The following is a 14,357-nucleotide window of genomic DNA, read 5'->3' as shown; positions in this document are numbered from 1 at the left end:
CACATCCGGCCGCTCCACCACAAACGACCGCAAACGAGCAGCCTGACCACACAACGCCCCCGACCCACGACCCGACAACACAAACGGCAACACCGCGGTTGACCGCCCGGAGTCCGCTTCGCCGATCTCAGGTTTCCTGCGCGCGGCGGTCGAGCCGGGCGGAACATCACTGATGACCAGGTGACAGTTGGTGCCGCCCATTCCGAAGGAACTGACGCCGGCGATCAAGGGGCTATCGGGCACTTCCCACGAACCGAGGTCCTGCTGCACTCGAAGATTGAGCTCGTCCAGCGCGATCTCCGGGTTCGCCAGCTCGAAATGGAGGCTGGCGGGGAGTTCGCGGTGGCGGATCGACATCGCCACTTTGATGAGGCCCGCGATCCCCGCGGCTGCCCCCAGATGCCCCAGATTCGTCTTGACCGATCCGACGGGCAGCGGTTGCGTTCGCGGCCGGGCGGAGCCGACAACGGCACCGAGCGCCGAGGCCTCCACAGGGTCGCCGGCGGGTGTTCCCGTTCCGTGCAACTCGACGTATTGGAGTTGTGTGGCACTGATTCGAGCGCGCTCGTGAGCGCGGCGCAGGACGTCTCGTTGTGCGAGCTCATCGGGCTGGGTCAGGGCGTGACCGTTGCCGCCGTGATTCACCGCGCTCCCGAGAATCACGCATTGCGGGGTGTCACCATCGGCCAGGGCGTCCTCGAGCCTCTTGAGTACGACCAGACCGCCGCCTTCACCTGGCACATAACCGTTCGCGCGAGCGTCGAAGGTGTAGCAACGGCCGTCCGGCGACAGTGGCCCCCAACGGTCCGCGATGTCCACGGACTCCGGCAGCAGGTTGAGCTGCACGCCGCCCGCGACGGCGAGGTCCGACTCACCGGTGAGCAGACTCTGGCAGGCCAGGTGGACGGCGACCAGCGATGAGGATTGACCGCTGTCGATACCCACACTGGGCCCGTGCGCGTCCAGGAAGTGGGAGAGCCGGTTGGCGATCACCGCACGTTCAATGCCGGGGTAGGTGTGCTGAGTCGCCGTAGTGGAACCGTTGCGGTGCACGAGATGGGCGTAGTCGTCGGCGAAGGCACCCACGAAGACACCGAGTCGGCCGCCGCGCACGCTGTCCGGCACGATCCCCGCGTCCTCCAGCGCCTCCCACCCCAGCTCCAACACGAGTCGCTGCTGCGGGTCGACGGATGCCGCCTCGCGGGCGGAAATACCGAAGAATTCGGCATCGAACTCGTCGACGGCGTCGAGGAACCCACCCCAGGGGGGCGCGACCGTCCTCTCCGAGCCACGACGTCCGGGCGGGCGCTCGGTGATCGCATGACGTCCCGCGGCCAGGAGGCGCCACAGTTGCCGAGGCCCATCAGCGCCGGGGAAACGGCAGGACGCACCCACCACCGCGATGTTGCCACCTTGGGCCTGGACATCCACCCGGATCGTCCCCTTCCACGTTCACATTGCGTCGTGCGAGGTCACGGCAGGAGCGCCAGGCACAGTGAGTTGCCAGAGGCCCCACCAGGGCGAGGTCTGGCACAACCAGCGCGGCGTGATTCCCACAGGCTGCGCCACCACCGGTCCACGAAATGGAATGAAAGCTTGAGCGTGACCGTGCGGCAGGACGTGATAGATCGCGCAGAGGGAATTTCAGTCGGTCAGGACTGCGGGAAGTCCCACCTGGTCGCGGACTCCCATCCGGCAATTCCCGCCCAGCCGTAGACCCGTTCGGGATTCAGCCGAAACACCGGAGCGCTCTGGCCGAAACGCGTGTGGACACGATCCTCGCTCACCGAGAGTTCCCAGTCGTACTTCGCCCCGACGCCTTCGGCGAGCACGTTGATGTCGTCGTCCCCGATCACTCGGGAGCAACTGCCCTCGATCATTACCACGTCCTCGCCCACCTGAAGGTTCACGGAGGCCCGAGGGTTGACCTTCAGGAATTCACCGCAGCGGTTCTGGCTCGAGAACCAGAAGGTGTTCCTCTGCCAGATACCCCACAGGGGCCTGCTGTGCGGGTGTCCGTCCGGGCTGGTGGTGACCAGCCAGTACGTGGACGCGGACTCGAGCAAATTCTCCGCCCAGCTCCACGGTTGTGTTGGCCCCGGCGCGGTCTGAGCGAAGATGAATGCCGACGTCCCCTTCGGCTTCTCCTTGTTTTTCAACACCTCGGCAGTCATGTTGCTGTCCCTTCGCTCGTCCGCTGCGGGCGACCAGCGAGACGCACCGGTCTGGCTTTCGCGATTCATGCTCGCAGCGCGACTGCGACACCGACACCCCAAAAGAATCGCGCGACTATCGGGGCGGCGACTAGGGGGGTTAGGGGGTGCCCGCGCCGACGTCGCAAGAGCATGGTTGTTCACGCGACCGCCCAGAGGCGGTCTTGATCGTGGTCCCACCCAAGCCTTTTCTGCGCAAGTTCTGCGCAAGCTCTTCGCCGGACTGCCGGCCTCAGCAGACGCCTGCCACGTGTCCAGGCACGACAAGTCCGGGGTACGCCGGACCACTCCGGGGTCCCCCGGGCCACTGGAACAGACAGAGACCGATGGGGTTGTTCGTATGGAGAACGAGGACAAGCTTCGCCAGTACCTCAAGTTGGTCACGAGCGACCTCTACCAGGCTCGCAAGAAGATCACTGAGAGGGAGGCCCAGGACACCGAGCCGATCGCCATCGTCTCGATGACCTGCCGCTTGCCCGGCGACGTCTGGTCGTCGGAGGACCTCTGGAAGCTGGTCGCCAGTGGAACCGACGCGATCGGCGACTCGCCGACCGACCGGGGCTGGGACATGGACAGCATCTACGACCCGGAGCCCGGCAAGCCCGGAAAGACGTACACCCGCGAGGGCGGCTTCATGTCCGGCCTGGCCGACTTCGACGCGGATTTCTTCGGCATCTCCCCACGCGAAGCTCTTGCCATGGACCCGCAGCAGCGGATCGTCCTCGAGGCCGCCTGGGAGTCGTTCGAACGTGCCGGCATCGACCCGGAGACCCTCCGCGGCACCGAGACAGGTGTGTTCATCGGCTCGAACACCCATGACTACGTGCCGTTGACCGTCACGGCACCCCGCGAGGTCGACGGCTATCTGCTGCTGGGCAACGCGCCCAGCGTGCTCTCCGGCCGCGTCGCGTACACGTTCGGCTTCGAGGGCCCCGCCGTCACCGTCGACACCGCCTGTTCCTCTTCGTTGGTCGCGATGGACTACGCCGTTCGGGCCTTGCGCCGCGGCGAGTCCACGATGGCTCTGGCCGGCGGCGTCGCGTCGATGTGCTCGCCACTGGTCATGGTCGACTTCAGCCGACAGCGCGGGATCGCGCCCAACGGCCGGTGCAAGGCATACGCGGACACCGCGGACGGCACCGGCTGGTCGGAGGGGGTCGGCCTGGTCCTGCTCGAGCGGCTCTCCGACGCGCAGGCCAACGGCCACCCGGTGCTTGCCGTCATCCGTGGTTCGGCGATCAACCAGGACGGTGCCTCCAACGGCCTGACCGCTCCCAACGGCCCCGCCCAGCAACGGGTCATCCAGGCGGCGCTGGCCGACGGCCAGGTTCCGATGGACCAGGTCGACCTGGTCGAAGGGCACGGCACCGGCACCCGGCTGGGCGACCCGATCGAGGCACAGGCCCTGCTGGCCACCTACGGCCAGAAGAAGAAGGACGGCGAGCCACTGTGGCTGGGCTCGCTGAAGTCGAACGTGGGTCACACCCAGGCGGCCGCGGGCGTCGTCGGCGTGATCAAGGCAGTGATGGCCATGCGCCACGGCGTCCTCCCCAAGACGCTGCACGTGGATGAGCCGACGCACGAAGTGGACTGGTCGGCCGGCGGGGTCAAGGTGTTGACGGAGAACCGCCCGTGGCCGGAGAACGAGTGGCCGCGCCGGGCAGGTGTGTCGTCGTTCGGCATGAGCGGTACCAACGCGCACGTCATCCTCGAGCAGGCGCCCGCGCCGGAGGCGGCCGAGGCCGAGCCGGTGAGCGCACAGCCGACCGCCTTGCCCTTCCTGCTCTCCGCCCGTACTCCGCAGGCCCTGGCCGGTCAGGCGACGCGGCTCCGTGACTGGCTCGCCGACGAGGACGTCGCCCTGCTCGACGTCGCGAAGTCGCTCGCGCTGCACCGCGTGACGTTCGAGCACCGCGCCGCCGTGGTCGCGGGCAACAAGGAGGACCTGCTCGCGCAGCTCGACCTGCTGGCCGGCGGCGGCAGCGGTGCCACGGCGGTCGTCGGCACCGAGTGCCGCGGCCTCACCGCGGTGATGTTCCCCGGACAAGGCTCACAGCGCATCGGCATGGGCGCCCAGCTCGCGGCCGCGTTCCCCGCCTTCGACACGGCGTACTCGGAGGTGCTGGGGTGGCTCGACCCCGAGCTGCCGCGGATCATCGCCGAGGGCGGCCCGACGCTGGATCGGCCCGAGTACGCGCATCCCGCGCTGTTCGCGATCGAGGTGGCGCTCTACCGCCTGGTCGAGTCGTGGGGTCTGCGGCCCGACCACCTGCTCGGTCAGTCCTGTGGGGACATCGCGGCGGCGCACGTCGCGGGTGTGCTGTCGCTCAAGGACGCGGCCACCATGGTCACCGCCCGAGCACGGCTGATCCAGACCTCGGCCGCCGGCGTGATGGTCTCGGTCGCGGCCGGCGCCGACGTGGTGGAGCCGGTCATCGCCGACATCGAGGGCGTTTCGCTCGCCGGTATCAACAGCCCGAGCTCAGTCACCCTCTCGGGGCTGGAGGGCCCGGTCGAGGCGGCTGTGGCGCGACTGTCCGAACTCGGCCACGCGTCCCGCACGCTGCGGGTCGGCGTCGCGGGCCACTCGGTCACGATGGAGCCGATCCAGGCCCAGTTCCGGGCCGTGGTCGAGACCTTGACCTATTCGGCCCCGACCATCCCGATGGTGGTGCCCGCCGAGGTGCTGTGCACCCCTGAGTTCTGGGTCCGGCAGATGCGCGACCCGGTGGACCTCGTCGGCGGCGTGGCTCGGCTGCGCGAGCGCGGCGTCACCCGATTCATCGAACTGTCGCCCGCCGTGTCGATGAGCAGCGACGTACGCAAATGCTACGGCGACGAGTCGGTGGTGGTCACGCCGTCCCTCCGCAGTCGGCGCGACGAGGTGGAATGCGTCGCCGTGGCGATGGCCACCCTGCACGCCGCCGGCGTCGAGGTGGACTGGGCGGCCTTCTTCGCCGGCACCGGCGCGCAACGCGTCGACTTGCCCACCTACGCGTTCCAGCACGAACGCTTCTGGCTCGAGACCAGCCACGTCGGAGGGCACGACCTCAGTTCGATCGGCCTGCGCTCGGTGGACGCCCCGCTCCTGGGTGCCGGCGTCTCGCTCGCCAACGACGGCGGCTTCCTGTGCACCGGCCGGCTGTCGCTCTCCACCCAGCCCTGGCTTGCCGACCACGCCCTGTTCGGCCGCACCCTGCTGCCCGGCACCGCATTCGTCGAGTTCGCGCTGCGCGCGGCGGACCAGGTCGGCTGTGAGCTGGTCGAGGACCTGACCATCGAGGCCCCGCTGCTGCTGGAGCGAGGCGGCGTGGCGCTGCAGATCGTGGTCGGCGAGCCGGAGGAGTCCACCGACCGACGGTCGATCACCATCTGGTCGCAACAGCAGGACCCGGACTCCCCCGACATCGACGCGGCCTGGACACGGCACGCCAGCGGCTTCGTCTCAGCGACCGCTGGTGTGAGCCGCGACGACCCCGAGATGGCCGAGTGGCCACCCGCCGGTGTCGAGGAAGTCGAGCTCAGCGATCTTTACGAGACCTTCGCCGCGGCCGGGTACGCCTACGGGCCGGTGTTCCGCGGCCTGAAGGCCGCCTGGCTGCGTGACGGGGAAGTCTTCGCCGAGGTGGCTCTGCCCGAGCACGTGGGCGACGCCGGCGCGTACGGCATGCACCCTGCCCTGCTGGACGCCGCGCTGCAGGCGATCGCGGTCACCGGCACCACCCAGGGTGTCATCCCCTTCGTGTGGTCGGGCGTCCGGCTGTACGCCGTCGGTGCTTCCGCGCTGCGCGTACGGCTGACTCCGGTGGGGACCGACACAGTGGCACTGCTGGTCGCCGACGGGACCGGCCGCACGGTGCTGTCCGTCGACTCGCTGACCTTGCGGTCCGCCACCGCGGAACAGATCGCCGAGAGTGCTCCCCAGGCCCACGACTCCCTCTACGAGATCGAGTGGATCTCCGCGGGTGAGGTCGGGGCCTCGTCGCCCACCGGCTGGGCGAACCTGGGCGGCGGCGCGCCCACGACAGGCACGGCGTACGACGGCCTCCCCGCGCTCCAGGCCGCCCTCGACGCCGGGGGCGAGGTGCCCCCTGTGGTGCTGGCCGCTCCCGGTCACGACCACGACCACGACGTGGCCGCAAACGTGCACTCAGGTGTCAACCAGATGCTCGAACTGGTCCGCCACTGGCTGGCCGACGAACGGCTGGCCACCTCACGGCTGGTCCTGGTCACCCGTGGCGCGTTGGCCACGTACGAGGGTGAACACGTCCGTGACCTGACCGGCGCGGCCCTGCACGGCCTGTTCCGCTCGGCGCGTGCCGAGAACCCGGGCCGGCTCGCCCAGGTCGACCTCGCGCCCGGCGAGCCCGACTCGGCCGTGGTGGCGCTCGATGCCGGGGAGGACGAGGTCGCCGTACGCGCGGGCACGATCATGGTGCCGCGCCTGGTCAAGGTCTCCTCTTCGACGACGCTCGCCGTGCCGGCGGAGTCGACCGCCTGGCGCCTGTCCGCCCCCCGCCCCGGCACTTTCGACGGGCTCGCCTTGATCGAGTCACCGGAGGCGGTCGCACCCTTGGCCGAGGGTGAGGTGCGGGTGGCCGTCCGAGCCGCCGGCATGAACTTCCGGGACGTCATGTCCACCCTGGGCTTGGTCCGCGGTCAAGAAGTGCTCGGCGGCGAGGCGGCCGGCGTGGTGACCGAGGTCGGCTCAGGAGTCATCGGTCTCAAGCCCGGGGACCGGGTGATGGGCCTGTTCTTCGGGCCGTTCGGGCCTGTGGCCGTGGGCGACCACCGGATGGTGGTACCGATCCCGGACGGGTGGTCGTACCTGGAGGCCGCGACAGTCCCGATCACCTACCTGACCGCGTACTTCGGGCTCGTCGACGTGGCCGACCTGCGACCCGGCGAGTCCGTGCTCATCCACGCCGCCGCCGGTGGCGTCGGCATAGCGGCCGTGCAGCTGGCCGCCCATCTGGGCGCCGAGGTCTTCGCCACCGCCAGTCCCGCCAAGTGGGCGGCCCTTCGCGAGCTCGGCATCCCCCGCGAACGCATCTCGAACTCCCGCACCGCGCGGTTCGAATCCGATCTGCTCGGCGCCAGCGACGGCCGCGGCGTCGACGTGGTCCTCAACTCGCTCACCAACGAGCTCGTGGACGCCTCGCTACGACTGCTGCCGCGCGGCGGCCGGTTCGTCGAGATGGGCAAGACCGACATCCGCGACGCGGACTGGGCGGCCGAGGCGTTCCCCGGTGTGCGCTATCAGGCGTTCGACCTGCTCGGGGTGGCGCCCGAACGGGTCCACGAGATGTTGGTCGAACTGCTGGACCTGTTCGACCGTGGCGCTCTCACCCTGCCTCCGACCACCACCTGGGACGTCCGCCGGGCCCCGGATGCGTTGAGGTTCCTCAGCCAGGCCCGGCACATCGGCAAGATCGCCCTGACCATCCCGGTGCCCGTCGATCCAGCCGGGACCGTGCTTCTGACCGGCGCCTCCGGCGCACTGGGCGGCCTGGTCGCCCGGCACCTGGTCGCCGAGCACGGCGTACGCAACCTCGTGCTGGCGAGCCGGCGCGGCCCGGATGCCCCCGGCGCCACCGAGTTCGCCACCGAGTTGACCGGGCTCGGCGCCTCGGTGACGACCGTTGCCTGTGACGTCTCCCACCGCGAATCGCTGCTCGGGGTGCTGGCCGCGATCCCCGCCGAACATCCGCTGACCGCGGTTGTGCACATCGCGGGCACCAGCGACGACGGCGTCATCAGCTCGCTGACGACCGAGCAGGTCGACACCGTGTTGCGTCCCAAGGTGGACGCCGGTTGGCTCCTCCACGAGCTGACCAAGGACCTCGATCTCTCCGCCTTCGTGCTGTTCTCCTCCGCCGTCGGGGCATTCGGCGCGCCGGGCCAGGCCAATTACGCCGCCGCCAACGCGTTCCTGGACGCTCTTGCCCGACACCGCCGCGCGTTGGGGCTGCCCGCCGTCTCGCTCGACTGGGGCCTCTGGGCCGCCACGAGCCACATGACGACCTCCCTGGAGGAGGCCGACTGGGAACGGATGACACGCGCCGGTATCAAGGCGATATCCGACGAGGAAGGCCTGGCCCTCTTCGACGCGGCCCTCACCGTCGGCGCCCCGGTGGTGCTACCGGTCCGGCTCGACCTGGCCGCGTTCCGCGGGGAGGTGCCGCCCCTGCTGCGCAACCAGGTCTCCGGGCGGGTGCGCCGTACCGCCGTCGCGAGTGGCGGCGGTGCCAGCTCGTGGACCCGCCGTCTGCTCGCCCGGCCGCCGGCCGCCCGGCATCGGATCGTGCTGGACGCTCTCGCCGCCGAGACCGCGGCCGTGCTCGGGCACGCGTCGGCGTCGAGACTCTCGCCTGACCGGACCTTCAAGGACATCGGCTTCGATTCGCTGGCCTCGGTGGAGCTGCGCAACCGGATCACCGCGCTCACCGGCTTGCGGCTGCCGGCAACGGTGGTCTTCGACTACCCGGACCTCACTTCGCTGACCGCATACGTGCTCGGCGAGGTGGTCAGCGCCAGCTCCTCCGCGTCGGCGGCACCCGCGATCGTCACGGCGGACACCAGCGGGGACGCGATCGCCATCGTCGGCATGGCCTGCCGCTACGGCGGCGGGGTCGACTCGCCGGAGGCGTTGTGGGCGATGGTCGAGGAGGGCCGGGACGCCGCCACGGAGTTCCCGTCCGACCGTGGCTGGAACCTGGCCGAGCTGTTCGATCCCGAGCCCGGCCGCCCGGGCACGACCAACGCACGGGCGGCCGGCTTCCTGCCCGGCGCAACCGAATTCGATCCCGAGTTCTTCGGCATCTCACCTCGTGAGGCCACCGCGATGGACCCGCAGCAGCGTCTGTTGCTCGAGTCGGCGTGGGAGGCGTTCGAGCGTGCCGGTATCGACCCGTTGGCGCTGCGCGGCACGAAGACCAGCGTGTTCGTCGGCCTCAGCGCCCATGACTACGGCAACCTGCTCGCGCTCGAATCGCGCGGTCTCGATGGCCACCTGCTGACAGGAACGGCGCCCAGTGTGGCCTCGGGCCGCATCGCCTACGAGTTCGGCCTCGAGGGCCCCGCGTTGACGGTCGACACCGCCTGTTCGTCCTCGCTGACCACCGTGCACATGGCGGCCCAGGCGCTGCGGACCGGTGAGTCCGACCTCGCGCTGGCCGGCGGTGTGGCCGTGATGTCCACACCGGTGGTGTTCCAGGAGTTCGCGCTGCAGGGCGGCCTCTCCGCGGACGGCCGCTGCCGGGCGTTCGGCGCGGACGCGGACGGCACCGGCTGGGCTGAGGGCGTCGGGCTGCTCGTGCTGGAGCGCTTGTCGGACGCCCGCCGCAACGGCCACCAGGTCCTCGCGGTGGTGAAGGGCTCCGCGGTGAACCAGGACGGCGCCTCCAACGGGTTGACCGCGCCCAACGGCCGCTCGCAACAGCGTGTGATCCGAGAGGCGCTGGCCAATGCCGGTGTCTCCGCTGCCGATGTGGACGTCGTGGAGGGACACGGCACCGGCACCAAGCTCGGCGACCCGATCGAGGTGCAGGCACTACTGGCGACGTACGGGCGAGAGCACACCGAGGAAAGCCCGCTCTGGCTCGGCTCTCTGAAATCGAACCTGGGCCACGCGCAAGCGGCTGCCGGCGTGGCCGGGGTGATCAAGATGGTCCAAGCGCTGCGACACGGCCTACTGCCCCGGACATTGAACGCCGAGGAGCCCACCCCGCACGTGGACTGGTCGGACGGTGCCGTGAAGCTGCTGACCACAGCACAGCAGTGGCCGGAGCGCAACCAGCCCCGGCTCGGCGCCGTCTCCGCGTTCGGAATCAGCGGCACCAACGTGCACGTGGTGCTGGAGCAGGCACCGGAGTTCGGCGAGCCGCCCGCTCCGCCCGCGCCCGATCGGGTGCTCGCACAATCCGTCAAGCCGTTCGTCCTCTCAGCACGCGGCGCCGCGGCACTGCGCGGTCAGGCAGCCAGGCTCAGCGCCTACCTCGCCGAGCACCCGGAGGTGGACCTCGACGCGCTCGGCCGCTCGCTCAGCGGCCGAGCCACATTGGAGCACCGGGCCGTGGTGCTCGCCGAAAACCTGGGCACGCTGACCGCGGGGCTCACGGAGATCGCCGCCGGCACGACGGACTCCCACGAGGACGTCGTGCTGGGCAACGGCGGTGACACGATCCAGCCGGTCTTCGTCTTCGCAGGTCAGGGTGGCCAGTGGAGTGGCATGGCCCTCGACCTCTGGAACACCAGCCCGCTGTTCGCCGCCGCCATGACCGAGTGCGACGCGGCGCTGGCCCCGCACGTCGACTGGAACGGCGCCACACTGTCGGACGTCCTCACCGGCACTCCGGGCGCGCCGAGCCTGGACCGGGTGGACGTGGTCCAGCCCGCGCTGTTCGCGGTGATGGTGTCCTTGGCCCGGCTGTGGCGGTCGCTCGGGGTCGAGCCGGCGGCAGTGGTCGGTCACTCCCAGGGCGAGATCGCGGCGGCCGTGGTGGCCGGTGTCCTCACGCTGGCCGACGGCGCCCGCATCGCCGGATTGCGCTCGCGCTTGATCGCCGGCCTGACCGAGCGCGGCGGGATGGGCTGGATCGGCCTGCCGGTCGCCCGGGTCCAGGAACGGCTCGTCGACTACCCGGGGCTCGGCGTCGCCGCGGTCAACGGGCCGCGGTCGGTGGTCGTCTCCGGCGCCGCCGACGCACTGCAGAACCTGTGCGCGGCGCTCGCGGCCGAGGAGGTCCCGGTGCGCACGCTCCTGGTCGATTACGCGTCGCACTCGCACGGGGTGGAGGAGCTGCACGCCGAACTCATCGACGCGCTGGCCGACGTCGCGCCTGCTGAGGCGGAAGTGCCGTTCTACTCCACGGTCACCGGCGGGCGGGTCGACGGCACCGAGCTGAACGCCGACTACTGGTATCGCAATCTCCGAGAGACGGTGCGGTTCAGCGCGGCCGTCGAGGCTCTTCTGAACGACGGGCACAGCTGCTTCGTGGAGCTCAGCGCGCACCCGGCCCTCGTCGACGCGGTCGAGGCGGTTGCCGAGGCCCGAGACGCCGAGGTCGCCGCGTCGTGGTCGTTGCGGCGGAACGGCGGTGACGTCGCGTTCACCCGCTCTCTGGCCACGGCCTTCGTGCACGGGGCAACGGTACGCTGGGAGAAGGCGTTTCCCGCCGGAGGCCGAATCGACCTGCCCGCTTACGCGTTCCAACACCGCCGGTTGTGGGTCGAGCCCGCCGGCGCGGTGACCGCGAGTGCCGCCGACTTGGGGCTGGCGTCCGCCGATCACCCCCTGTTGGGCGCCGCCGTGGAACGCGCCGGCGAGGACCACGTGCTCTTCACCGGCAGGTGGTCGCTGGCGACCCAGCCGTGGCTGGCCGATCACGTCGTGCTCGGCACCCTCCTGCTGCCCGGAGCCGCCTTCGTCGAGCTGGTCACCCACGCCGGGCGTCACGTCGACTGCGCCCGCCTGGAAGAGCTGGCCTTTCAGGCGCCGCTGGTGCTCTCGGAGAAGTCAGGTGTGGCGGTGCAAGTCGCGGTCGGTGCCGCCGACTCCACCGGTCGGCGTTCGGTCACGGTGCACTCCCGGCGCACCGAGTCCGGCGCCGACAGCAGGTGGATCCTGCACGCGGAAGGCACGCTCGCCCCTGTCGGTACCGGCCCGGTGCCGGGCAATCCGACGGCCTGGCCGCCAACCGGCGCGGAGGCGGTCGATGTGACCGACATCTATGCTCGGCTCGCCGAGCGCGGATACGCCTACGGGCCCGCCTTCGCCGGGATCCGTGCGCTGTGGCGGGACGGCGAGGACATGTACGGCGAGGTCGCGCTGCCGAGCGCGGTCCGTGCCGAGGCGGGGCGGTTCGGCCTGCACCCGGCGCTGCTGGACGCCGCCCTGCAGGTGCCGGTCGCCGGACTGATCGACAGCGAGAGCGAGGCGGTGATGCCGTTCTCCTGGAACGGCATCACCGTGCACACCCGAGGAGCGAGCTCACTGCGGGTCACTTTCCGGCGCAAGGGCTCTGGCTCCTCCACGATGCTGCTCACCGACGGCGCGGGCGAGCCCGTCGCCTCGTTCGACTCCATCGTCGCGAGGCCGGTCAGTCGTGCACAGCTGCGGAGCGCCGTGGACACCGCGACCGACACGAACGGCAACGACGAGAGCTACCGCGTCACGTGGCGCGCGCTGCCCAGCGGCACGCGCACGCCGATCGGCGGTACCTGGCTGGCGGTGGTCGCCGAGGGGCAGCCGGCCGAGGGCTGGGCCGCGGAAACCGTGCGCCGCCTCGCTGCCCACGCGCCCGACTTGGTGACCTGGGCCGTACCGTGCGGGAACCTCGACCGGGCGGCGCTGGCCCAGCGGCTCCGCGCGCTCGCGGCGAACGGCACGAGCCCGGTCGGGGTGCTGTCGCTTTTGGCCGAGGACGAGACCCCGTGCGAAGACTCGTCAGCGCTGCCGCAAGGGCTCGCGGGCACGGTGGTGCTCACCCAGGCCCTGCTCGACGCCGAACTCAACGTCCCGATCTGGGCGGTGACCCAGGGCGCGGTGGTGACCGGTCCCCAGGACCGCATCGGCTCGCCCACCCAGGCGCTGGTCTGGGGTTTCGGACGTGTCGCGGGCCTCGAACACCCGCGGCTCTGGGGCGGCCTGATCGATCTGCCGGAGACGGTGGACGACCACGCGGTAGCCGAACTGGCCGGTGTGCTCGCGGGCAACGGCGAGAACGAGGTCGCCGTACGATCCCAGGCCGTCCTGGCCCGCCGTCTGGTCAGGGCGACAGTGCCCGAGCAGGAGCCGCCCGAGTGGCGGCCGCGCGGTACCGTGCTCGTGACGGGTGGCACGGGTGGCCTTGGTGCCGAAGTGGCCCGCTGGCTGGCCGACCGCGGTGCCGAACATCTGGTGCTCGCCAGCCGCAGCGGCGCCGATGCTGCCGGGGCCCAGCGCCTGGTCGAGGAACTGGCCGCCAAGGGCGTCTCGGTCTCGGTGAGGGCCTGCGATGTCGCAGACCGGGCCGCCGTGATCGAATTGCTGGCCTCCGTTCCCGCCGAGCGCCCGCTGACCGCGGTCGTGCATGCCGCGGGCAGCCTCGATGGCGGGCCGATCGCCGACACGACGTTGACCGAGTTCGGCGACATCTTGGCGGCCAAGGTGCTCGGTGCGGCGCACCTCGACGAGCTGCTCGACCACGACAGCATCCGGACGGTGCTGCTGTTCGGCTCCATCTCGGCGACCTGGGGCGTCAGCAACCAGTCCGCGTATTCGGCTGCCAACGCGTACCTCGATGCCCTGGCTCGGGAGCGGCACGACCGCGGCGGCCACACCATTTCGGTGGCGTGGGGCCCGTGGGAGGCCGGAATGCTGACCGAGGACGAGGAGATGGCCGACTCGCTGCGCCGCGGAGGTCTGCCCCTGCTGCCGGTGGACTCCGGACTGGCGACCCTGGACCGAATCGTCACCGAGGACGAACCGTGCCCGGTCGTCGCACGAGTCGAATGGGCCCGGTTCCATTCCCGCTTCACCTCGCTGCGGCCCAGCCCGCTGCTGGCCGACCTGCCGGATGTTCGCCAGCTGCCGACGGCGGAGTCCCAGACCTCGGTCGAACGCGGCGCGGCCCTGATCGAGAAGCTCACCGCGCTGCCCGAGGAGGATCGGGAACCGGCCGTGCTCGACCTGGTCTGCTCGCACGTCGCGGCCGTGCTCGGCCACGACTCTCCGGAGGAGGTCGATCGCAAGCGGGCTTTCAAGGACGTCGGCTTCGACTCGATGATCGCTGTCCAGCTGCGCAACCGGCTCAATGCGGCAACCGGGTTGCGGCTGCCGGTGACGCTGGTCTTCGACTACCCGAATCCGACGAGCCTGGCCTCGTTCCTGCGCTCCGAGGTGGCCGCGAGTGTGCCGTCGCCGACGGACGTGGCACTGGCCGAGTTCGACCGGCTGGAGGCGTCGCTCTCCGCGCTGCCGACCGAGGAGACGGAAGTGCGCGACGTCCTCGTCAGCCGGGCGCGAGAACTGCTCGGCCGGCTCTCGGGCCCGACGCGGGCCGCGAGCGCCGAGGGCGACGTGGCGTCGCTGACGGCGGCCTCCGACGACGAACTGTTCAGCTTCATCAACACGCAGCTCAGCCGCCAGGACGAGTAGTCCGT

Annotated in this window: 3 protein-coding genes; 1 reads left to right on the top strand and 2 read right to left on the bottom strand. The window is 70.6% G+C overall.

What is annotated here, in order from left to right; translation table 11 throughout:
- Positions 1-1,431: beta-ketoacyl synthase N-terminal-like domain-containing protein (locus tag AB0C66_RS23535; protein ID WP_362441825.1), on the bottom strand; the 1,431-nt coding region annotated here is incomplete at its 3' end.
- 221 nt (positions 1,432-1,652) lie between these two features.
- Positions 1,653-2,174, bottom strand: coding sequence for a pyridoxamine 5'-phosphate oxidase family protein (locus AB0C66_RS23530; protein WP_362441822.1), 522 nt, complete (start codon positions 2,172-2,174; stop codon positions 1,653-1,655).
- Positions 2,175-2,349: 175 nt separating this feature from the next.
- Here AB0C66_RS23530 and AB0C66_RS23525 point away from each other — a divergent pair, with 175 nt between their 5' ends.
- Positions 2,350-14,352 (top strand): SDR family NAD(P)-dependent oxidoreductase, encoded by a 12,003-nt coding sequence (locus AB0C66_RS23525; protein ID WP_362441819.1) that lies wholly within the window; start codon positions 2,350-2,352, stop codon positions 14,350-14,352.
- The last annotated feature ends 5 nt before the right edge of the window (positions 14,353-14,357 follow it).

Origin of the sequence: Streptomyces sp. NPDC048636 (assembly GCF_040650655.1) — a bacterium.
GTDB lineage: Bacteria > Actinomycetota > Actinomycetes > Streptomycetales > Streptomycetaceae > Streptomyces.
The sequence above is the reverse complement of the archived record's forward strand: the minus strand, read 5'-3'. Positions and strand labels throughout refer to the sequence as shown.